This is a genomic window from Paenibacillus sp. GM2 (assembly GCF_900069005.2).
GTDB lineage: Bacteria > Bacillota > Bacilli > Paenibacillales > Paenibacillaceae > Fontibacillus.
Genome location: NZ_LN831279.1, coordinates 508343 through 531479, shown reverse-complemented (window position 1 = coordinate 531479; position 23137 = coordinate 508343). Strand labels below are relative to the sequence as shown.

General features: G+C 47.4%; 20 protein-coding genes and 1 pseudogene. 12 read left to right on the top strand and 9 right to left on the bottom strand.

All coding sequences use genetic code 11. The features are described 5' to 3' along the window. Positions 1-294: 294 nt before the first annotated feature. Complete coding sequence (locus tag BN1360_RS12190; RefSeq protein WP_068780122.1) at positions 295-822, top strand: phosphatase PAP2 family protein; 528 nt, start codon at positions 295-297, stop codon at positions 820-822. A gap of 50 nt (positions 823-872) precedes the next feature. Continuing rightward, the gene (locus tag BN1360_RS12185) at positions 873-2027 is read left to right on the top strand and encodes an MGDG synthase family glycosyltransferase (protein WP_068780121.1); all 1155 of its coding nucleotides are present in this window, start codon (positions 873-875) and stop codon (positions 2025-2027) included. Between the two features lie 153 nt (positions 2028-2180). Here the strand turns inward: BN1360_RS12185 and trmB are convergent, their stop codons facing one another. After that, on the bottom strand, positions 2181-2939 hold the full coding sequence (gene trmB, locus BN1360_RS12180) for a tRNA (guanosine(46)-N7)-methyltransferase TrmB (RefSeq protein WP_068780120.1): 759 nt from the start codon (positions 2937-2939) through the stop codon (positions 2181-2183). A gap of 452 nt (positions 2940-3391) precedes the next feature. On the opposite strand from trmB, the gene mnmL reads away from it, so the two are divergent. From mnmL to BN1360_RS12165, 3 genes are read left to right on the top strand one after another with little or no spacing between them, the layout of a single operon-like run. Beyond that, positions 3392-4342 (top strand): tRNA modification radical SAM protein MnmL/YtqA, encoded by a 951-nt coding sequence (mnmL, locus tag BN1360_RS12175; protein ID WP_068780119.1) that lies wholly within the window; start codon positions 3392-3394, stop codon positions 4340-4342. 1 nt (position 4343) lies between these two features. Further along, positions 4344-4925 (top strand): tRNA 5-(aminomethyl)-2-thiouridylate-methyltransferase MnmM, encoded by a 582-nt coding sequence (gene mnmM / locus BN1360_RS12170; protein WP_068780118.1) that lies wholly within the window; start codon positions 4344-4346, stop codon positions 4923-4925. 54 nt (positions 4926-4979) lie between these two features. Continuing rightward, positions 4980-5909: an alpha/beta hydrolase gene (locus BN1360_RS12165; protein ID WP_068780117.1), complete on the top strand. Its 930-nt coding sequence runs from the start codon at positions 4980-4982 to the stop codon at positions 5907-5909. Positions 5910-6198: 289 nt separating this feature from the next. Here BN1360_RS12165 and BN1360_RS12160 read toward each other — a convergent pair whose 3' ends face one another. From BN1360_RS12160 to recQ, 6 genes are all read right to left on the bottom strand, one after another. After that, on the bottom strand, positions 6199-7359 hold the full coding sequence (locus tag BN1360_RS12160; RefSeq protein ID WP_068780116.1) for a glucosaminidase domain-containing protein: 1161 nt from the start codon (positions 7357-7359) through the stop codon (positions 6199-6201). 18 nt (positions 7360-7377) lie between these two features. Then, positions 7378-8499 carry a nitric oxide synthase oxygenase gene (locus BN1360_RS12155; protein ID WP_420707895.1) on the bottom strand — a complete coding sequence of 374 codons (1122 nt, stop codon included), beginning with the start codon at positions 8497-8499 and terminating at the stop codon, positions 7378-7380. A 474-nt stretch (positions 8500-8973) separates the two neighbouring features. Further along, a complete protein-coding gene (locus tag BN1360_RS12150; RefSeq protein WP_068780115.1) occupies positions 8974-9210 on the bottom strand; it encodes a hypothetical protein in 237 nt (78 codons plus the stop codon). Positions 9211-9270: 60 nt separating this feature from the next. Then, positions 9271-9663, bottom strand: coding sequence for a VOC family protein (locus BN1360_RS12145; protein WP_068780114.1), 393 nt, complete (start codon positions 9661-9663; stop codon positions 9271-9273). A gap of 111 nt (positions 9664-9774) precedes the next feature. Continuing rightward, on the bottom strand, positions 9775-11556 hold the full coding sequence (locus BN1360_RS12140) for a B12-binding domain-containing radical SAM protein (protein WP_068780113.1): 1782 nt from the start codon (positions 11554-11556) through the stop codon (positions 9775-9777). A gap of 15 nt (positions 11557-11571) precedes the next feature. Further along, positions 11572-13416: a DNA helicase RecQ gene (recQ, locus tag BN1360_RS12135; RefSeq protein ID WP_068780112.1), complete on the bottom strand. Its 1845-nt coding sequence runs from the start codon at positions 13414-13416 to the stop codon at positions 11572-11574. Between the two features lie 208 nt (positions 13417-13624). On the opposite strand from recQ, the gene rlmD reads away from it, so the two are divergent. Both rlmD and BN1360_RS12125 read left to right on the top strand, forming a co-directional pair. Continuing rightward, positions 13625-15097 (top strand): 23S rRNA (uracil(1939)-C(5))-methyltransferase RlmD, encoded by a 1473-nt coding sequence (gene rlmD / locus BN1360_RS12130; RefSeq protein ID WP_068780111.1) that lies wholly within the window; start codon positions 13625-13627, stop codon positions 15095-15097. 86 nt (positions 15098-15183) lie between these two features. Next, positions 15184-15434: pseudogene (locus tag BN1360_RS12125) on the top strand (CatA-like O-acetyltransferase); the annotation flags it as partial. Positions 15435-15505: 71 nt separating this feature from the next. On the opposite strand, the gene BN1360_RS12120 reads toward BN1360_RS12125, so the two are convergent. Next, the gene (locus BN1360_RS12120; RefSeq protein WP_068780110.1) at positions 15506-16420 is read right to left on the bottom strand and encodes a poly(ethylene terephthalate) hydrolase family protein; all 915 of its coding nucleotides are present in this window, start codon (positions 16418-16420) and stop codon (positions 15506-15508) included. 207 nt (positions 16421-16627) lie between these two features. Between BN1360_RS12120 and BN1360_RS12115 the strand changes: the two genes are divergently transcribed. Together BN1360_RS12115 and BN1360_RS12110 are read left to right on the top strand one after the other, a co-directional pair. Further along, the gene (locus BN1360_RS12115; RefSeq protein WP_068780109.1) at positions 16628-17194 is read left to right on the top strand and encodes a DUF4256 domain-containing protein; all 567 of its coding nucleotides are present in this window, start codon (positions 16628-16630) and stop codon (positions 17192-17194) included. Positions 17195-17221: 27 nt separating this feature from the next. Further along, the gene (locus BN1360_RS12110; RefSeq protein WP_068780108.1) at positions 17222-17938 is read left to right on the top strand and encodes an MBL fold metallo-hydrolase; all 717 of its coding nucleotides are present in this window, start codon (positions 17222-17224) and stop codon (positions 17936-17938) included. A 153-nt stretch (positions 17939-18091) separates the two neighbouring features. On the opposite strand, the gene BN1360_RS12105 is transcribed toward BN1360_RS12110, so the two are convergent. Further along, positions 18092-19168, bottom strand: a complete 1077-nt coding sequence (locus BN1360_RS12105; RefSeq protein ID WP_068780107.1) for an ankyrin repeat domain-containing protein — start codon at positions 19166-19168, stop codon at positions 18092-18094. Between the two features lie 477 nt (positions 19169-19645). On the opposite strand from BN1360_RS12105, the gene BN1360_RS12100 reads away from it, so the two are divergent. The 3 genes from BN1360_RS12100 (at position 19646) to BN1360_RS12090 (ending at position 22673) form a co-directional block, all read left to right on the top strand. Beyond that, complete coding sequence (locus tag BN1360_RS12100; RefSeq protein WP_068780106.1) at positions 19646-20524, top strand: ABC transporter permease family protein; 879 nt, start codon at positions 19646-19648, stop codon at positions 20522-20524. Positions 20525-20719: 195 nt separating this feature from the next. Beyond that, positions 20720-21526 carry a pentapeptide repeat-containing protein gene (locus BN1360_RS12095; protein ID WP_068780105.1) on the top strand — a complete coding sequence of 269 codons (807 nt, stop codon included), beginning with the start codon at positions 20720-20722 and terminating at the stop codon, positions 21524-21526. A gap of 232 nt (positions 21527-21758) precedes the next feature. Further along, positions 21759-22673 carry an AraC family transcriptional regulator gene (locus tag BN1360_RS12090; RefSeq protein WP_082790041.1) on the top strand — a complete coding sequence of 305 codons (915 nt, stop codon included), beginning with the start codon at positions 21759-21761 and terminating at the stop codon, positions 22671-22673. The last annotated feature ends 464 nt before the right edge of the window (positions 22674-23137 follow it).

Sequence of the window (23137 nt, the reverse complement as noted above, 5' to 3'; positions counted from 1 at the left end):
TAGTGTTAATTTTTTTGCTTTTCTACCTCATTCTTAATAACGAAAACAACACAAAAAAGTTACTTAATTCTCCAATATTGTTTACAGAAGTCTGTTATCATTAAAACATTGTAATGCCCTTTGAACCAGAAATCAAAAAATAGCGTCCTACCCTTGAAAAGGCCGCAAAATAAAAATATGATAAGTCTAACTCGGAAATGCCATGCTACAAACTGATGAAGCATCGATCATCAAATGAACCGCTCATGAATTTTGCTCGGCCCGTACAGAGCCCTACAAATCGGAGGTATCCTAATGAATTCCTTGCTTCAAAAGCTTACATCTCTCGATCAGAAAATATTTAAAGGAATTAACGGACGTTTACATCGTAAATCCTTAAGTATCGGATTTTATTATATCACTCATTTAGGTGGAGCCTGGTTTACCATCATCGCCACTGCATTGATCTGGTATTTCAGTGTAAATCCTTGGAGTCGTCTAGGTATTCAAGCTTTGGTTGCCTTGGCCTTAAGCCATATTCCTGTAGCTATAGCCAAGAAAATATATCCGCGCATTCGCCCGTATCTGGCACTTCCTGGCACGAATACTTTTCCCAATCCGTTGACGGACCATTCTTTTCCTTCAGGGCATACAACGGCGATTTTCTCAGTTACGATGCCGTTTATGGTCGTTATGCCATCGCTCATTATCGTCCTTGGTCCGCTTGCTCTGCTCGTAGGAATATCCAGAATTTATCTGGGGCTTCATTACCCGTCCGACGTGCTTGCAGGGGCCGTAATCGGTTCCTCTGTGGCGTTCGGAACTGTTGCATTATGGGCGTAAACGGGATATTGTAGTTGGTAGAAAACCTTGCAGGAAAAGGTGAAACCAAAGTGCAAAAACAAAGAGTATTGCTTTTATCTGAGGGGTTTGGAGCAGGTCATACGCAAGCGGCATATGCACTTTCCAGCAGTTTACGCAAAATTGCTCCGCATGTTCAGACGAGAGTGCTGGAATTGGGTAGTTTTCTCAACCCTAGAGTAGCGCCGGTCATTATTACTGCCTATAAGAAGACGGTCTCCTCCCAGCCTCGGCTCGTTCGCATGATGTATCGCAGCAATTATAATAAATCTTTAAACCGATTGACGACGCTGGCGCTTCATCGGATATTTTATACGCGAACTTTACAGATCATCCGTCAGCTGCGTCCTGATGTCATCGTCTGTACCCACCCGATCCCAAGCGTCGTGATTTCCCGGATCAAGCGGCTTGGCTTTGATGTACCGTTGTGCACCGTTATCACTGACTATGACGTGCACGGGGCATGGGTGAGCCGGGAGGTGAATCGCTATCTTGTATCGACCGAGCAAGTGAAGGAAAAGCTTCTTGAGCGCGGTGTTGGTGCATCCAAAATTCAAATTACCGGCATTCCCGTACATCCCAACTTCTGGGAGAGGCATCAAAAGGATGATATCCGGTCACAGTTCGTTCTCAACAATCTGCCTACAGTGCTCGTGATGGGCGGCGGTTGGGGGTTTATGAAGGATGAAGCCGTCAATTCCTTGCTAGCCTCCTATCACAATGAGATTCAAATTATTTTTTGCTTCGGCAATAACACGAAACAGCTTGAGAAAATGAAAAAGGACCCGCGGTATATCCACCCTAACATCCATCTGCTCGGCTTCACTAAAGAGGTTGATAAGCTGATGGAAGTTTCTGATCTGTTAATTACGAAGCCCGGCGGCATGACTTGTACCGAGGGCCTGGCGAAGGGAATTCCCATGCTGTTCCATAAGCCTCTTCCTGGCCAGGAAGAAGAAAATTCGCAATATTTCGCATCGCAGGGTTGGGGAACCGAGATCCACTCCTTAGGCGATATCGAAGGTTGGATCCATCGCCTGCTATACAATTATGCTGAAGTGCTCCGCACCCGTGAAGAAGTTCTGGAACATATCGCCAGCTATCACCCCATGCAGAGTGCCCAGGCGATCCTCGATCTGCTGGCAGATAGCCACAAATGGAAAGTGGACAATCATGAAATTAAATAGTTGCCGGTTTACTTAAACGTTTTCGGCAACATACGACAATAATCGCCCTCGGCACTAATCATGCTGAGGGCGTTTTGGCGTAATAAAACAAATGCTGCCCCATCGCGGTCGCAACCACAATAGAGCAGCATTTGCTAGAGGTAGATTTAATCATTAAAATTCATCCATTTTATGTTCATGATAACGTTTTAAGGCCGCTTCCCCAATAATGACTTCGCAGCGGTGAATCGGCATTCCTTTGCCGACAAATTTGCTCTCGTACTCGGTCATCACATGCTTCTCATTAATGCCGTCCTCATGCAGGCTAAGCGATATATCGTTCATCTGCAAGCCAGTTGCCGCAAAGGAATTCAGCGAAAATTGGAACAAAGAACGTGAATCCGTCTTAAAATGGATCTCTCCATTCTCGTTCAGAATAGACCGGTATTTATTTAAAAAACGCGGATGCGTAAGGCGTCTTCTGCCATGCTTCTTCTTTGGCCACGGATCGCTGAAGTTCAAGTAGATTCGCTCAATCTCGCCCGGTGCGAAGATCTCCTCGATCTGTTCCACATTGCCAAGCGCAAGCCGAACATTAAATGAACTCCCTTCGCCAGCTGAAGGGGCCTCAATGGCCTCGTCCGGCGCATCAGCCTCCTCTTGATCGGCCTGGCCATGAATCGCGCGTACTTTCTCACTGCCGCGACGGACAAGTTCATCGTACATGTCCATCCCGATGAAATTCACATCCGGATATTTGACACTCATCCCGCTGATGAACTGGCCTTTGCCCATGCCCAGCTCCACATGGATCGGATGATCATTGCCAAACAGCCCGGACCAACGCCCCTTATATTGCTTGGGATCAAGCACAACCAATTCCGGCTGCTGCTCCAGATTTTCCCTAATACCTTTTCTACCGCGTAAACGCATGATATTCCTCCACTTTCTGTGATTATACTACTAAGAGGTTGTTCAAAAAGTCCGTCTTTTTGAACACGCACTATTACAGCGATCATTCAAAAGATGTTCCACTATAGATCACTTTTGAATTCAAGCTTTTTGCAAAATAAAACGATTACTGAAATATTGTGCCGAAGTTCGTCGGAAAAGTAAAGAGTTACAGAGAAAAAGGAACCCTCCACACCGCCGGGGAGACAGTGGGAAAGATTCCTTTTTCATATATTTTGGAATTGGGGTCCAACGAATGTTATTACAACCAAAATAACATAATCGGTTAACCATCGCAAGAAAAGTACGTAGGCCTTCATTCCCTTTTTTAATTGAACTTTGGTACAATAACTCGTAAGAGCCTGTCAGATGGCTGACTTGGCAGGTCATGATACCAATTCGCATATTTCTGTGACAAATAAAGGAGTTTTTCAATGAATACCTCATTATCTGCTTCTCCACTGCTTTGGTCTGACAAAAGATTCCATACATGGAACTACGAGATGCGGCATGAATTTGGTGATAAAGTGTTCAAAGTAATGTTGGATGCCGGATTTACCTGCCCGAATCGGGACGGCTCCATTGCCAAGGGCGGCTGCACCTTCTGCAGCTCAAGAGGGTCCGGCGATTTCGCCGGCAGCAGGCGAGATGATCTGGTGACGCAATTCAACAAAATTCGCGACAAACAGCATCTGAAATGGCCGCATGCCAAATATATCGGTTATTTTCAGGCTTATACGAATACTTACGCACCGGTCGAGGTACTTCGTGAATATTTCGAAGCGATTCTTGAACAGCCCGGAGTCGTTGGCCTGTCTATTGCTACACGCCCGGACTGCCTGCCTGATGATGTCGTGGATTACCTGGCCGAACTCCATGAACGGACCTATCTATGGGTAGAAATGGGACTGCAAACGATCCATGATACGACCTCCGAACTCATTAACCGGGCCCATGATACGCAATGTTATGTGGACGCTGTTGAGAAGCTGCGCAAGAGGAACATCCGCGTATGCACACATATCATCTACGGCTTGCCTCAGGAATCACATGAGATGATGCTGGATACCGGCCGCGCAGTTGCCGCGCTGGATGTTCAGGGCATCAAGATTCATCTGCTTCATCTGATGCGCAAGACACCGATGGTCAAGCAATATGAAGCAGGACTGCTCCGTTTCCTGGAGAGGGATGAATATGTGAAGCTGATTGTGGACACCTTGGAGTTCCTGCCCCCCGAAATGATTGTTCATCGTCTAACCGGAGATGCGCCGCGCGATCTACTGATCGGGCCAACATGGAGCCTGAAGAAATGGGAAGTACTGAACGCGATCGACGCCGAACTGAAGAACAGAGACTCCTGGCAGGGCAAGTATTGGAGGGGATAAGATGGGCTTTCTATCTGTACTAAGCTATGCTCATAAGCTGGTCGCTGACAGACTCCAGCCTGGAGACCTGGCTATCGATGCTACCGCAGGCACCGGAGCCGATACCTTGTTCCTGGCTAAAGCCTGCGGACGAAGAGGCCGCATATGGGCTTTCGATATTCAGGCTGAAGCGCTCCGTCTAACCCGGGAGAGATTGGATCGCGAGTCCGACGATGCCCTGGCCCAGGTCAGCTTGCTGCAGCAGAGCCATGCCGAGATGAGGGAACAGCTTCCTGGCTCAACCCACGGCCGGATTGGGGCCGTGATGTTCAACCTGGGTTACCTGCCCGTCGAAGCGGCTGATCAAACGCTGATCACCCTACCCGAGAGTACAATCGCCGCGCTGGAGACAGCGGTTTCGCTTCTGCGCCCGCGCGGGATCGCAACGATCATGCTCTATCCGGGTCATCCTGGCGGGGACCGGGAAGCCGAGGCTGTGCAGGCCTGGGCCGCGGACCTGCCTTCATCGATCGGCCAGACGATTCTGTATCGACAAATTCAACGCCCTCATGCACCTTATCTCATAGCGATCGAGAAGAAATAACTGTAAACTGGAATTAGACTCAAAGGCTAATTGGGAGAGGAAGTGTCCTTATAAATGCAAGAGAACACCTTTACTTTCGAAAATGACACCGGTCAGCCCGTGTTCGTCTATCATTGGTATCCGGACGATATGATGCTGCCGTTGCGCGGCGTTGTACAGATTGCCCATGGTATGGCGGAGACCGCCAAGCGTTATGCCCGGTTCGCAGAGGCGCTCACCGCCTCCGGATTTCTTGTGTACGCAGGCGATCACCGCGGTCACGGCTTGACGGCAGCGAATCAATCCGAGCTGGGTTGGCCCGGCAAGGACGGTTTGAACGGCATGGTCCGGGACATGACGAAGTTAAGAGATATTATCCACGACAAGCACCCGAATTTGCCTCTTTTTTTGCTGGGCCACAGTATGGGGTCCTTCCTGACGCAAAAGGTGATGTACGCTGCACCCGAGCACTACACCGGCTTTATTCTGTCCGGGACCAACGGACCGAGGGCTTTCCTCGGCTTCGGTGAAGGGCTTGCCAAGCTGCAGATGAATCTGCGGGGACCAAGTCATCCGAGTGTACTTATGAATGCCATCTCCTTCGGCAGCTTCAACCGTCAATTTCGTCCTGTACGCACAGCCTTTGATTGGCTGTCCCGTGACGAGGCGGAGGTTGACAAATTTATTGCCGATCCTTATTGCGGCTTCCTGTGCAGCGCGGAATTCTTCCAAGGCTTGTTCGGGATTTTAAGGGATATTCATCGTCCGGACTATGTAAGCCGGATTCCGAAGGATAAGCCGATCTACATATTTTGCGGTGATCAAGACCCGGTCGGCTTAAGGGGTGTAGGTGTCAAACGACTGGTGCAATTGTATGAACAATTGGGCATAAAGGACCTGGAACTGAAGCTGTATCCTGGCGGAAGACACGAAATGCTAAATGAGATCAACCGCGATGAAGTTACTCGCAATGTGATTCATTGGCTGGAGCGCCATATATCTTAGTGTTCAAGGGCGCGATGATGGGAAAAAGAATAAGATAAATCACCGAAGAAGTTGGCCACCCTTTGATCGATGAAACGTAGTATCGCTATGAGGGCGAAAAAAGGCTGCTGAGAATGGTAACGAATCAAGGTATCGTTATTAAGGTGGTTTTGCGGGTTTAAGCTCGTCCTTGAGCCAAAATAACATTCTGGAGTTTCGTTAGAATCGATTTGTTCCTATTTTTGAGGCAATGACGTTCTGGAGTTTCGTTAGATATTTAGACGAGGGGAAATTCTTTATGAGTCGGCTGCTATTTCGCCCACTCAAAGGATTTCCCCTCGATTTGTTGCCGCATCGTCCACCATTCCGGGTCCTCCGCATAGGTCTGATTCAACCATTGAATCGGATGATCATCTCCCGGACGACGACGGCTAATATTTTTAACCGTCTTGGCAGCAATATCAGCCGACACCTCGATAGTCGTGTTATAGCTCTCCCAGCTGCCAAAAACATTAAACGGATTATTCGCTATTTGCTTCGCTTGCTTTTGATCCTTTGGTACAAAACCCTGCTCCTGCCCCGTAATCGCAAACAGCAGCAACGGGTGAACATCATATCGCTTCGCTGATGCAAGGATCGCTGACAAATAAGGTTCTTCAGCCAGTAAAGAGTTTCGATCCTGTAAAAATCGGGATAACCGCTTCTTATCCACGTCCACATAGCGAAGTTCAGCAGGTATACCACCAGCTCTCCGCAAGCTCTCCCGCTCGCGAATATCGCGCAGCATCATCTCCATCACGCTAGGATATGTCTGTATTCCGGATGTGGGCTGCTCGTTCCTGAAGCTGTTCATTGTAAACACAAGAAAGATCGCAGCAGCCATACAGCTTGACATAACCGTCATAATGGCCCAGGGTCGGCGGGCCCTCCAATTCCGATGGACTGTTGAAGTATCTACTTCTGCCGTATTCACTAGATTCCCTGCGCTGGCCGTCTCAACAGCTGCCGCAATCTCCTCCGAAGCACAGCCCGGCTCATTCATTTGTTGAAGGGCAGCTGAAGCTTGGGAGCCTGCTTCTACCAACGCCTTCAAGGAGATTTGGTCGGGTGAGCGCCGGGACCATTGCAATAGGGTGTCCCTAAGGCTCTCTCCTTCCAAAGGCATGGCGGATCTGCTGCCTACCCAGACTGCCAGTGCACCCAACAATTCACTCTGATTCAAATCCAGAGTCAGGCACTCACGCAATGCATCATCCTGATGGATGATCAGCGTATCCCTCTGCTTGTCCAGCAGCTCAAATCGCACCTTCTCTTTCACTTCCGGAAAAGAGGGCAGACGGCTGTCAATGACCCGATGAGCGGCATCCGACCAAATGGCCCGTCTCTGCTCTGTGTCAAGATCGACATACTTTTTCTCGATGTACTTCTTTAGCCGAGCCGCTTCTCCATCCGATAAAATAAATGGTTGCATCTATGTATCCCATCCCTACTAATAGCATTTATCCTGCATATAGAAATTGGGAGTAATGTACGAGTGATCGTACTGCTTATGCCATATATGCGTAGTTGCCGGCGACATCGGCGGAATCAGCCAGGTCCAATTCCCAGTGACGGCGCGTCCCTGTCTCGCCTCTCTTTGCTCGAACAGCGCGAACTGCTCTGCCGCGGTATGATGATCAACAATGCTCACACCGGCTTCACGGTAGGAATGCAGCACGGCGGCATTTAATTCGACCAATGCTTTATCCTTCCATAAGGAGCGGTTGGATGTCACATCTAATCCCATTGCCTCAGCCATCGCCGGCAGCAAATTGTACCTGCCCTCATCGGCAAGATTGCGAGCCCCGATCTCGGTTCCCATATACCAGCCATTAAAAGGCGCAGCCGTGAAATGCAAACCTCCGATCTCAAGTCCCATATCCGAGATGATCGGCACGCCGTACCACTTGATATTCATTTCATTGAAGCGAACATATTCAGGGTGCCTGATTGGAACCTCCAGAACCGCCCCGTCTGGCAGGGCAAACACGTGCGGCTGCTGCTCATTCACCTGCACAACAATAGGCAACAGATCGAATGGGGTTCCTTGTCCCGTCCAGCCTAATCGCTTGCATTGATTGGTAAAAGCCACAGAGACGGGGTCGCCGATCACTCCCTGCTCCTCAGCATAACCTGCATACCGGATCAACTGATGATTCCAGATGCGAATATGAAGATCGGTCGTACGTGGATGGAATATCGTGATGGCCGGGCGGATCTTCCCGCCGTTTGTCGCGTAATCAATATGCTGCAGTAAAGCTGCCGCGATCTCTTCCTCTTTGGACAAGCGCCGTGCATCGATGACGTTCAGAGATTCCCAGAACAACCGCCCTATACAGCGATTGCTGTTTCTCCAAGCCATTTTTGCCCCATGCTCCAGTTCTTCATAGGTTAATTCATAAGTTCCCAGGCGTTCTATCTCCGCTCCAATCCCAGCCAATCGACGACTGACCTCTTCCTCGGATTTATTCAACTCGCCATAACATTGACGGATGAACTCCTCAGCTTTGACATAGAGGGAACGATCACTCTCTTTATCCCGCTTCTTGGTCTGTATGCCCGTGATGCTCAATGATGACACCTCCACTTAAACTCTAAGCTCCCGAAATGTACGAGCTGCAAAGCCTGCAACAATGAGCAAAAATGTTGTTCTTCCGCTCATTTCCGAATGATTAATAGAATTCTTGCTAATCTGCAGGTTATTGAGAAAATAGGACTTTGTATAACGCGAATCGCAAAGCGCGACCATGCTGCCCTAACGCGGCCCCAAATGCTAACGAAACTGGCTATCGTTATTTTCTGCAAAAAAGACGAATAAGAATTTTAACGAAACTGGGTATCGCTATTCAGACAAATTTCTACCTAAAACCCCGAATTTCGTTCAAATAAAGATATGGAGTTTCGTTAGATTTTCATTCCTATCATTTTTCTAAAAATAGCGATATGGAGTTTCGTTAGAAATCCGTGAGACTATTATGTTTTTTCAACAGCCTAAGAACCCGCAGGTATTTCTATGAACATAAACCGGTTTGAGCTTCACTGTTAGTTAGTCAAGTCCTTCGATAGTTCCCTCTTTCAAAATGAAGAAGCCTTTTTGAGCGAAGGCAATAATCTTGCTGACGCTGATTCCTGTCTGCCGGGATATATCGATCACCATCGTATCGGGCTTAACCTCGGCGATGCTGCGAATTTTGAGGTAGGCATCCTCACAGCTCGGACACATTTTCCGGCTTCTTCTCTCCGATAAATTACCGCAGAAATCACAAATTTGATAGTTTCCCATGAAGTCTCCTTTAATGATTGCAATCAATACTAATCAGGATCTTGCGTAGCATGTCAGGGGTTAAGCCAGATTCAACTGCCAGGACACTCCGAACTTGTCCGCGACCCAACCGAACTGCTTGCCGAAGCCGTAGTCCCCAAGGGGCATGAGTACGCTGCCGCCGCAAGATAGCTGATCATAGAGACAGCTCAATTCTTCCTCCGTATCGCAAGTCACATAGATCGAAAAAGAAGGCGTAAACGTGAATTCATGTTTGATATTGCTGTCGATGCACATAAACTCCTGTCCCTTCAGCGCAAATACAGCCTGCATAACACTTCCTTCGTCCCCGGATTCACCAGGGCCATAACGCACGATATGAGTTATCTCTGAATCATCGATTAGCGAGGTATAATAATTCATCGCTTCCTCAGCATTGCCTTGGAACATTAGAAACGGCATAATCTTTTTCATACACGATTCTCCTTTTCAAGCGACTTGACTTGTCCAAAGCTTAAACACGATAGCCTCTATGTCCACAGGGAAGTAGGCGATTATACACGATTGTTGATTACAAAATAAGACTTAGCGAACGGTGGCCCCCGCTAATGGAAGCGAGTAGTAGACCGGGCGCTCATCCGCTTCCTGCTGATACAGAACAATAAGCAGTGTTCCGTTTCCTTGCTTGGCTTCCGCAGCGGCGTCCGGCGTGCTGCCTGCCAGCACCTCGGTAAGCGAGAATGGCAGCTCCTCAACGACCGCATATTTCATAAGCTCACGCTCGTCCATATTTCGGGCAGCCAGCTGCTCGGGCAGTTCCAGCCCTCTGGAAGCCAGAGCCTTGAAGTAGCTGTTCCGTTCATGCTTGCGCATGCGGTCCTCCCACCATATTTTGCGCGGCTTATACTTATGTCCCAAATAGTAATCGAGCTTCATCAAGCCAAGCACGATCTCAGGCTCTTTAAGCCCGCGCTGATTCAGAAATTCATACAGCCGTGAGAACAAATCCTCCAGCTGATGGCCGATTCTTTGCCAGCCTCGTTCTTCCCAATAGTCGCCGAACTCCTGGAAGAAATCAAACGGTGACGCGTATTCCTGTGTGATCAGATATTCGATCGTATGATCCATGCGGTGATCGTTCCAATACTTTTCCAGCACATCCTCCAGCCGCTTTAGCCTGATTACATCGCGGAAAGGAAGCGCATCATTGCTCAATATTTCATAGGGTGCATGGTCCATGAATGTATATCCATATTTGTCAGCATCCATACGCAGCCCGGTACCGCGCAGCATCTTCAAGAAACCGAGCTGCAGTTCCTCGGGACGCATCTCGAACACATCGTTGAATGTCTTGCGGAAGGTCGCATAATCCTCCTCCGGGAGGCCTGCGATCAAGTCAAGATGCTGATCGATTTTGCCGCTCTCCTTAATCTTGGTCACGGTACGCGTCAGCTTGGTGAAGTTCTGGCGACGCTTCACCAGCAGGTTCGTCGGATCATTCGTCGACTGCACACCGATCTCAAAGCGGAAAATCCCCGGCGGGGCATTCTCGGCCAGAAAATCAAGCACTTCCGGCCTCATAATATCGGCGGTGATCTCGAATTGGAACACGCAGCCGCGATGATTATCAATCAGGAACTGGAACATCTCCATCGCATAACTGCGGTTAATGTTAAACGTCCGGTCGAGGAACTTGATCACCTTTGCCCCATGATCAATCAGATACATAATATCCGACTTCACACGCTCGATATCGTAATATCGTACCCCAACCTCGATACTGGACAAGCAAAATTGGCAGCTGAACGGACACCCCCGGCTCGTCTCGAAATAAATGATCCGTTTGCTGAGGTTCGGAAGATCCTCGGAAAAGCGATGTGGTGAAGGCAGCGTGTTGAGGTCCGACTTCGGTCGTCCCGGATTAACGATGACCTCATCCCCTTTACGATACGCCGCTCCAAATACAAAATGCAGCTTGCGTTCACCCGACAGTTCCTGCAATAAGTGGTGAAACGTCTCTTCCCCGTCCCCCATTACGATCGCGTCGATATTCGGACAACGCTTCATCCAGTATTCCGTATCGTACGACACCTCGGGACCGCCAAGCACGATGAACGTGTCGGGCAGCACTTTTTTTAATAAATCAACAAGCTTGAGCGTCTCTTCCATATTCCAGATATAACAGGAGAACCCGATCACATCCGGATTTCGCTGATATAGATCAGACACGATATTCATCACCGGATCTTTAATTGTGTACTCTACCAGATCGATATCGAATTCATGGCCACTGTAAGCCTTGAGCAAGCGGATCGCCAAAGAGGTATGGATATATTTTGCGTTTAGTGTCGTTAAGATGACTTTCATGCTTGGTTCACAACCCTATTCCATATTTTGAAAAAACTCCAGAAAAGGCGCGCCATACTTGCGGAACTTCACTTCGCCGACGCCCTTTATTCTTAGCATATCCGTCTCGGATGTCGGACAGACTACGCTCATTTCCCGCAGGGTCGCATCATTGAAAATAATGTAGGACGGAACCCGTTCCTTCTCAGCCAGATCACGACGAATCAGACGCAATTGCTCGAACACCGTCTCATTCACCGCCGATGGCCCATCGTCGTAATTACGGCCTCGGCGCCTTGTACCACCGCTCGCTCCCGCAGCCGCTGTCTGAGGGGCTTCCGGCGCGCGCAGCATCACTTGCTGCTTGCCCTTTAGTACATCAATGGCTAGCGGCGCAAGCTTCACGACCGGGTATTGGCCTTCAGACAGCGATAAATATCCCTCGGCGATCAATACGTTAATCAGCTCGGAGATCTCCTTCTCTGTCCGCCGCCGCATCATACCGTAGGTAGATAGCTGGTCGAAGCGGTATTGAAGCACCTTCTTGTTCTGAGATCCCTTTAAGACAGAAGATACAAGGGCGACGCCGAATCTCTCTCTCATCCGATGGATGCAGGAGAAGATAATCTGCGCATCCGTAGTAGCATCTACGAGCTCGCGCTCATCCCGGCAGTTGCTGCAAATGCCGCACGGGGAATGATCATGCTCCTCGCCGAAGTAGTCAAGCATTCCCCAGCGCAGGCATTTGGCAGAATAGCAATATTCTATCATTTGCTGCAGCTTGCGGTACTCATTGTGCTTGCGCGTCTCATCCTGAGGATTTTGCTCGATCAGAAACTTCTGGGTCATAATATCCTGGGCGCTGAACAGCAGAATGCATTCGCTTGGCTCTCCGTCCCGCCCGGCTCGACCCGCTTCCTGGACGTAGGCTTCCATGTTCTTGGGCATATTGTAATGAATGACGTAACGGACATTGGATTTATCAATTCCCATGCCAAAAGCATTCGTCGCGACCATCACGCGAATATCATCATAGAGAAAAGCCTCCTGGTTCTCCTCCCGCTCTTGATCGGGCAAGCCCGCATGATAACGCCCCGTCGGGATCCCCGCTGCCCGTAGGCGCTCATACAGATCGTCCACGTCTTTACGCGTCGCGGCATATACGATGCCCGGCTGGCTGCCGTGAGTATTGGCGTAGTGCAGTACAAATTCCCGCTTGTTCTCCCCGCGCAGCACAGACATGGCCAGATTGTCTCGGCCCAGACCGGTTACGAACACAGACGGATCATGAAGCTTCAATAATCCGATCATATCGTCCATGACCTCCGGGGTAGCCGTCGCCGTGAAGGCTGCAACAATTGGACGGCGTGGAAGCTCAGCGACAAAAGGCGTAACCGCCAGATAACTTGTACGGAAATCATGCCCCCACTGCGATACACAGTGCGCCTCATCGACAGCCAGCATCGAGATGGTCAGTTCCTTCATTTCCTCGCGGAACCAGTCGAGCTCCAGCCGCTCGGGCGCGACATAGAGCAGCTTGAGCTCACCGCGTTTGGCAGCGCGGATCCGTTCATTGACCTCTTTACCGGACAAGGTGCTGTTAATATAAGCGGCGGATACCCCTGCCGCCAGCAATGCATCTACCTGATCCTTCATTAATGAGATCAGCGGCGAGACAACGAGCGTAAGCCCTGGCAGCATTAGCGCCGGGATCTGATAACAGATCGATTTTCCGCCTCCGGTTGGCATAATGCCAAGCGTATCCGCCCCGGACAGCACGCTCGCTACGATCTTGCGCTGGCCCTCGCGAAAATCGGGATACCCGTAATACTTTTGCAGCAATTGCTTGGCCTCTTCCATACTTTGCAACTCTGTTTTCATAACATATCTCCTTATTGCACCGTTCCTGCTCACGCTAAATCGCGGAGCCCAGTTTCTATTCATTAAGTTTACTGGGCTTTGTCCAATTGGGCAACCGATTCAATCCGCAATGAGGCCTCTTACTGCATTAAATGGAGGTTTCATTGACCCTGGACACGCTACACTGTATCATTTGCATTAACAAACTGATCCAGGATGGAGATTTAAGATGAAAGGCAAAACCTATCATAAAGCAAACCCTAGCTCAAAACCGAATTCTAAAAATAACCCGAAGCCAAAGCGCCCTGCCCCGGACCGAGTTGCCAGCCGCGATTCGGCGGAGGAGCTGCGTGCGGGAGACCGCATCGTCGTAACGATCAAACGGCTGGGTATTAATGGCGAAGGGGTCGGATATTACCGGCGAAAAGCCGTATTCATTAACGGGGCCTTGCCGGGAGAGGTCATCAAGGCGGAGGTCACCAAAGTAGAACCGAGATACATTGGAGCCGAGATCAAGCACATTGAAAAGCGTTCGGCTTATCGGGTTGACGCCCCATGTCCGGTATTTAGCATCTGCGGCGGCTGTCAGATCCAGCATTTATCCTATGAAGGGCAAATGGCTGCGAAGGAAGACATCGTACGCGAGGCCTTCTCGCGTTATGCCGGTCTTGAAAATGTCCGGATGAAGCCGATGCTTGGCATGGATCATCCCTGGGGATACCGGAACAAGGCGCAATTGCAGCTGGGAATGGGTCCGGATGGCATAATCGCCGGCCTGTATGCGGCTGACTCCCATCAATTGGTCGATATTACCGGTTGCCCGATTCAGCATCCGAAGGTGAATGAAGCTGTAGACCAGGCACGCAAGGTGCTGCAGCGGCTGCAAATTCCTGTCTATAAGGAGAAAAGCAATCAGGGGCTGGTTCGTACTATTGTGGTTCGCTTCGGCTTTCAGTCTGAAGAGCTGCAAATCACACTTGTGACGAGCAGCGATAAGCTTCCGAAGCAAGAACAATTAATCAAGGAATTACGGCTCGCGATTCCCGGACTGACGAGTATCGCTATGAATATTAATCCGAAGAACACTTCGCTGGTTTTCGGTAATCGGACGGTAAGCCTGTGGGGCGAGGATAGCATTCAGGAATCGCTGGGCGATCTGGAATTCACTTTGTCTCCGCGCGCCTTCTTCCAGCTAAACCCGCTGCAGACCGTGAAGCTCTACGAGATGGTAAGAGCTGCCGCCGGATTAACCGGCAAGGAGACGGTCGTCGATGCCTATTGCGGCACGGGTACGATCGGATTGTGGCTCGCTCCCTATGCGCGCGAGGTGCGCGGAATTGAATCGATCCCGGAAGCGGTCGAAGATGCCAAGGCTAATGCGCTTCGTAATGGGCGTTCCAACACCGCCTTCTACGAAGGCTACGCCGAGGAACTGCTGCCGCGCTGGGTGAAGAACGGCTTCTCCCCTGACGTGATCATCGCCGACCCGCCGCGCACCGGTCTGGATTCCCGCTTCATCAAAGCGGTGCTGCGCACGAAGCCGAAGCGCTTCGTCTACGTCTCCTGCAATCCGTCTACCTTAGCCAAAGATTGCAAGGACCTGCTGGACGGTGGCTACTCCCTGGAATGGGTGCAGCCAGTGGATATGTTTCCGCAGACGAGTCATGTGGAAGCCGTAACCCTGTTGGTTCGAAAAGAATAGATGAGAGATATCAGCCTACTGAAATAACGTGCAGATAAATAGAAGCGGTAGATCACTTCTAGAAGGAATGTGATAAGGGTATGATAAACCTCTTCTCCATTTCTATCATTCCGTGGGTCAGTTTCACGGGCTTTAACCTGAATGTATATATAACGAAGGAACGTATTTGCTCCCTATCTTTACAATGGGGAAATATTTTCAGCACGATGGAAAAATAAAGCTGCCCTTGTCAGGGCAATTCCACCATGCCGTTTGCGACGGCTACCATGCTGGCGTGCTGTTTAATGAACTGCAACTACGTGCAGATGCCTGTAGGGAATGGTTGCTAATTCATTAAGTAGCCACCACGTCCCATAATAATGCTAACAAAAAAACGGCAAATACGCCGTTTTTTTGTTGCTGCTCAAATTATTGATCGTCCATATTTGCTTGCATAACGTCCACCCAATTTGTATTATGCATCATCTCGGACGAAGCACCATAAAATGCCTTCCTAGCTTCCTGATCATCATACAGCCGAAATCTCATCCAGGCCGTCAAATATCCCCTATGATTGCCTCCCTCCCCTTCAATCGCTGTATGAGCGGCACCTTTGGCCATCCCCATCATCACAGGCGTGCTTGCGTTAGCGGTATGCAAGGCTGATTGATTGGTTGATAGCGGTGAGATTATAAAATCCCGTGTACCGCCCATAACGAGAAAAGGAACGGTAATACGCGAAGTATCGTACACATCTTCTGGATCACAGTGCTTCAAATCCGGGAGAGCAATGGATACAACCGTTTTAATCAACGATCCGCTTTTGTAGTTGGTATGAGCATTAATAACCCCGGTAGACCCTTGAGAATGTCCAGCTACGCCAATTTGCTCCATTTGTATTTTTTGATAAAACAAGCTGTTTGTTAGTCCGTTTTCCTTCCTCAAATAATCAATAGCCTCGACAATTTCACGTCCTGTTCCCGTTGTTTGGCTATAGGAATCTATTACAATAAATCCCCAGCTTGCCAGATGTGTCAAGAGCCCATCATAGCGATCCGGCGTGGCGCCTGTTCCATTCCCCCAGGAAATAATAGGATAGGATTCGTCCGCTTGAAATGCCGGGTAGTATATTCTATATAAAGCCTCTCCGCTCGTACTCTTAACCTCTTTTACCTTTACATGGTAGCTTCCTTGCTGTGCGTACCGCTGCTCAATGCTGCCTTCTGCAAGTTCCGGCACATTAGAATGAATAATGATTTGCAAGAAAATTGTCATTGAAATGGCCGCGATAAGCCCCAAAGCTGACAGCCATAAAATCCACCTTCGCTTTTTCATATTCGGCATTCACATATCCTCTACGATAGTCTATAGGTTTCTCTATCGTTTTCTTGGTTAAAATTATGAAACTAAAGGGATATACGTGAAAGAAGGCAGTTATGTTTCATTAAAACAAGTGTGAATTCTCCCCTTGGCAATGACTTATTGTTATAATGTATTCAGTTCGGCCGGCCCGTTAATACTCGTAACATCTCATTTGAGGAGGTTTTTATTATGGAAAAGATGAAAAGGCAATTATCCCCGGAGCAGCGTGAAGAACTGCTTCAGGCATTAAAGGTCCGTTTTCAGAGCAGCATGGACCGTCATATAGATCTTGAATGGATTGGAGTACAAACCAAGCTGGAAGCTAACGCGGAGAAGTTGTGGTCACTTCATGAAATGGAGCTCACCGGAGGAGAACCCGATGTTGTTGGCTACGATGCGGAGACGAATGAGTTCATCTTTTATGATTGCGCAGCGGAAAGTCCAAAAGGCCGCAGAAGTATTTGTTATGACCGTGAAGCGTTGGAGTCTCGAAAACAGCATAAGCCGGAAAACAGCGTGATGGATATGGCGGCTTCCATGGGCATAGAGCTTTTAACGGAGGAGCAATACAGGGAACTGCAGAAACTTGGAAATTTTGATACAAAAACATCAAGCTGGCTAAAGACCCCTGCGGACATCAGATCACATGGCGGCGCCATTTTTGGCGATTTCCGTTACGGAAAGGTCTTTGTGTATCATAACGGTGCGGATTCTTACTATGCCAGCAGAGGATTCCGCGGCTCACTAAGGGTGTAATTTATACGATATTGGAGGAACTGTTTTATGGAACTAAGACGCATAACGGATCATGTATTCTATACGATGTTCAGCAAAGAATCGGACAGGCCGGTTCTTGGTTATATCAATGGGCAAAAACGTTCCTTAATGGTAGACTCAGGCAATTCCAAAAATCATGTGGAAGAATTTAATGAAGCCGTGAGCAATGAAGGTTTAAGAAACCCGGAGATCATTGCCATTACGCATTGGCACTGGGATCACACATTTGGAATGCATGCCGTGAAGGGGACTACCCTTGCCCATCAAAAAACGAATGATAAATTAGCGGAGATCGCGAAATGGGAATGGACAGATTCTGCAATGAAAATGAGATTGGAAGCAGGCGAAGAGATTGAATTTGCCGATACCTGTATCCGGAATGAATACCCTGCATTATCGGAAATACGAGTGGTAACCTCCGATATCTCCTTCAACGGATATTTGGAAATCGATCTGGGCGGCATTACTGCAGAATTGCATCATCTTCCCTCACCGCATAGCGAGGATTCCGTCTGCATCTTGATCCCCCAAGAAAGAGTGTTATTTATAGGCGATGCGGTTGGCGTGGATTATTATAATGATTGCTACTTGAATAAAGAGAAATTGCGTTCTTTAATGGCTGCGATAGAAGGATTTGATTTTGATATTTGTGTTGTAGGGCATGCTGAGCCCATAAGTAAACAAAGCATTGTTAGTATCATGAACTCTCTGATGGAACGTTAAGAGAACAACGTCCTTTTTTTATCCCCATAAAAAAATCCCCTTCCAGGGGCACTTCAAACTCCATTAACAGGGAAGTTCATCCGAGTGTCTACTTGGAAGGGGATCATACCACTGGAACTTTCAGCACGAATTCCGCCAAATGGCTTACCATAATCATTCATTTATTTCAGCTTGAATGAGTAGTGACTGAATAGACCTGTTTTCCACCATCTGTGCATTCTTCATCGCCGTGTTCCCGTCATATGCAACTATACCCGGAATAGCAGAATGATCCAACAATAATTTAACAATGCGGACATCATTACTTTGGGCTGCCCACATTAATGCGGTGTACCCATCAAGATTAGTAACATTGGGGTCTGCGCCGCTATCTAAGAGGTATTCCATCATCTCATACAGATCACTATCCCCATCAACAGGACCATCTACCGAAGAACTATTATTTTCTCCTGCGGCAAGCATAAGAGCCGTCCATCCCTCTTCATCCTTTAAATCAGGGTCCGCCCCTTTGTTTAGCAGCAGCTTTACCATCTCGGTATCCCAAACTCGGACAGCGATCATTAGAGGAGTAAATCCTCTTTCATCTTGTAGGTTTATATTTGTTTTTTTGAGCAGTGTCAGTACTTGCTCTGTATCGCTATTATAAACTGCCTCAAGCAATGGCAAGCTGTCTCGCAGCGTAAAATAATCCGATCCCGGTTCATCTTCATCATCAGCAGCATTGGACGCTGAGGCATCTAATGAAATCTGATGATCTACGGGAATATCCCCATGGTTTTCTATAGGTTCGAGCGGTGCATTTACGATTTGCTCAGAATCATCTTCATAGAACGTTTCTTCTTTCTCATTGGATACAGTTATATTTCCAGATACAGGGCTGGCCAAAAAACCCTTGTTACTGCTATGTGCATGCAAAGTTAATAGGTCTGTATATTTCCTGTAGTAAGCATCAATGAAATACATGTCTTCGATTTCTGAAATTCTGATTTCAATGTCTTCCCTATTGTTAATGATATTTGAATTATATAACTGATCTATGTATTGATTTATCCATTCTTTTGTAGGATTAAAACTATCATTTTCAGCCAAATAACTAAGGTCGGCTACAATTTGATTCGTAATCGGTTTCAGTTTATTGTGCGAAATGATTTTCCCCGTATAATGCAGTCCTCTCGCGACGAGAACAAACAATAATATACAATAACCTAAAAAATAAAAGAACTTCTTCAACCATGTTCACTCCAAATCTGGCTAGTCTTAATAGTATATTACTATAGCCAGGGATTTATCGGTAGTGCATTTATGAGTATTTAGTCCCATGATATACGATTGTTTCCTGAAGATTAATACGTGCAAGAAGTAAATTTACACAGAAGCCGGTTCCTATTTGGAGCCGGTTTTCTTTTCCTTTTGCAAGAGCAGCAGCCTTTTAATCTCCTTCCCGAGACGGAGAGCAAGATACATCGGCTGCATGATGCAGCATTTTCCGATCGGTATATTATGAATACTAGAATAAATACCCGACGAGGAGCCGTAGCGAGTGAATCCATTCGTCAAATTAAAGGATGCAACAAAAGAATACAAAGTGGGAGAAATATCTATGAAAGCTCTGAATGGAATGAATTTCTCCATATTCAAGGGGAGCGGACGGATAGAGAGCATTACGGCGAATAAGGGGAAACAAAGTGTCGAAGGGATTGAGTGGTAATGATAAGATTATTCATCAAATTATTGAGAGATATCAATCATTCTGTCGGGCAGCTTACAGCCTTTGTCCTGGTTATCACAGTAGGAGCATTTTTTTGTACCGGACTAATCACTTTGAGCGGCAATCTTGGCGGCTGCACAGAGGATTACTTTGCTGAACACCATCTAAGCGACTTGAATGTCCATTACACCCGCATATCCAAGGATGGTATAGCTGATTTGAACAAAATTAAAGGTATTCATAAAATGGAGGGACATTACACCTTGGATGCCACGCAGGTCTTCAAGAATGACAAGGCCACACTAAAAATTTATTCGCTTCCCGCCACCAATGAAATCAATACACCTGCAATCTTTAAGGGCAATATGCCGTCAAAAAAAGATGACCTCTTATTGGATTCCCATTATGCCAAGGAACATCATATTCAAGTGGGTGATAAAATCACCATTAACACGAATGAAAAGAACTTGGAATTTATCATTAGCGGCTTAATTGAGAATGTTGAATACACCAAAGAGAACGGAATCCAGGATTATAAAAGCTATGGAGTAGCTTACATAACCCAGGATGCGATTCCTGGAATCATAGACAGCTTTTTCATGATAGAGGCTGAGAAAGACTACGATAATGAACAAATAGCCGGGGTTTTTAAGGCTCAGTCCAAGCTTCATCCCTATTGGGATCAAGTAAGCAAAGAGCGAACTTTCAACGATGCGCAAATAACTCACGCTATACATAACAATAAGTTGATGAGTAGAGTGATTCCCTTCGTCCTGTTTATCATTGAAGCATTAATCCTATTCCTGATGATGTCGAGGATGATAGATTCGCAAAGAAATCAAGTGGGGATTGGGAAGGCGCTGAGCGTTAAAATATAGAAACATTCTGCTTCATTACATGGGCTATCCTGTGTTGGTAGGAATCATTGGTTTATAGGTTCGATTAATGATATTAAAATCACCGTCCCTGGAAACGCCAAATTGTAGGATGCAGGAATATCGAGAAAAAGCATTGGTGGGAATAAAATATTCCATTACAATAGTAGTGTAAATTTTAACTAGGAAGTGTTCTTCATGAACCGCAATCTATATTCTAATTGTGAACAATGCTTTGGATTATGTTGTGTGGCCTTACCGTACGCAAAATCTGCGGATTTTGCATATAGCAAAGCAGATGGGGTTCCTTGCCGCAACCTGGGGGCTGATCATCGCTGCGGCATTCACGAGCATTTGCGAGACAAAGGATTTCGCGGATGTGTTGCCTATGAATGCTTTGGTGCAGGACAGCATGTCTCGCAGGAGATCTACAAAGGCAGGGACTGGAGAGATAGCACGGTGCTATCCACAGAAATGTATGCGGTATTCCCCATTGTTCAACAATTGCACGAGATGCTCTACTATTTAAATCAAGCCTTGGACTTGGCGGAAACACGCACCATTAAGAACGAGCTGTTGAATATCTATGAGCTGACTTTATCTTTAACCAGACTTAGCCCGGCGGAGATTCTGAACCTCGATATATCCAGCCATCGCGCAATGGTGAATCCTCTGCTCATACATACCAGTGAACTTGTTCGCACAGAACATGTTCAGCGCAGCCAGGACAACATGTCACACCGCGATCTTATTGGGGCTAATCTGAAGGAGGCTAATCTGCAAGGTATGAATTTGAGGGGCGCATTATTGATAGCGGCTAATCTGAACAATGCTGACCTAAGAAAAGCAGATTTCATCGGCGCCGACTTGCGAGATGCTGATTTATCGGGGGCTAATCTGATCGGATGTATTTTCCTGAGTCAAGCTCAGGTGAATTCCGCAAAAGGCAATCAAGACACCCGATTACCTCATGACTTAAGGGTTCCTGATCATTGGTTGAGTTGACGCAGTCCATCCTGATGAAAATGTCATCTGAGTTGATTCTGGCTGTTCTTGAATTTCACAAGGACGGTACATTTTGCATAGGGAATGATGCTGGCGCTACGCCCGCCGGGCCAGGCAGCTCCTTATTTACATCATTTTTAGTAAAGAGCTGAAAATCAGCGCTGATCTTATTTATGAAACTGATTTATAAGTTTGCCCCTGCCCTGCAATTATATCTAAAGGAATAACGACGATGAATCATGATTATTTAGAAAGAATGAACCAGGTTGTTCAATACATTAAGGATCATAGCGATCGCAAGCTGACGCTGGATGAACTCGCGGAATACGCCAACTTCTCGAAGTATCATTTCAGCAGAATTTTCACTTCGATGGTGGGCAAGACGCCTATTGCCTATGTCAACGAGATACGTCTGCTTAAAGCGATCCAGTACTTGACTAGCACTACTACAAGCGTTACGGATATCGCCCAGCTTTGCGGATTCGACTCGATTACTACCTTTAATTCGGCCTTTAAGAGATACTATAACAAGACCCCTAGCGAGATAAGAGCCGACTATAAACATCGCAATTTCTCGCAAGATTCCAGCAATATTCCGGCAGAGATCACAGCTCCTCTTAGTTACTATAGAAGTAACGAAAGCAGCTTTTTTAGGAGGATCTGGAATATGAATATATCTGTCAAAGAATTACCCGAGTATGAGGTAGCTTATGCAAGACATGTCGGCAGCTATCTGGACACCCATTATGCATGGGCTCAAATTGGGAGCTGGGCAAGTGAACATAGCCTCTCTCCTGCCGATCAATATTTTATCGGAATTTCTCTGGATGATCCGGGTGCCGTAGACGAATTCGCTTGCCGTTATGATGCTTGCGTCACCTTGCCCGCTCATTTCAAGAAGCAAGAGCGGGTTGGCATTAGCTTCAAGCGGCTGCCTGGCGGACTGAACGCTTTGTTCCAGTTCTATGATACACCTGATAAGCTCGGAATCACCTACCAGAGTATATTTGCGCAATGGCTTCCGAACAGCGAATACGAGCCTGATGAGAGGCCGTGTCTGGAGTTCTGCAAGAACGACCCGGCCACCGATCCTGAAGGTAAATGCAAGGTGGATTTGTATGTACCGATTAAAAAGAGAGCGGATTAAGATTCGCCCTCTTTTTTATGATTTCATCAAGGTACACAAAGCATTTTTCTGATTACGACACACAGAATATGGTATGGGACATTCACCTTAGGATCACATGCTTGCTACTATCGATATACAGACGCCAAAATGTTGCAGCTGATGAGTGGGTCTAGTTGGTTTAAGTTCTAACGGAAATGAGGGACGCTATTGGGTCGAAAAAGCAGCTTTGGAAAATCTAACGGAAATGAACGACCTTATTAAGGGGATTTATTGTGAATTGTAGCTAATCGGCAGGTAATAGCGGCACAGATTTCCGTTAAATCTGTATAATGGCTGAAATCTTCGAAATAAGGGCTGTGGCTTCCGTTAGTGTACTGAAGGCAGGGAACCCAGACTGGGCGCCCCACCCAGGCAGCCCAAAAGACAACCTAAAGGCAACCTAAAAGCAACCAAAAAGGCAACCCCAAAAAAAGACTAAAAAG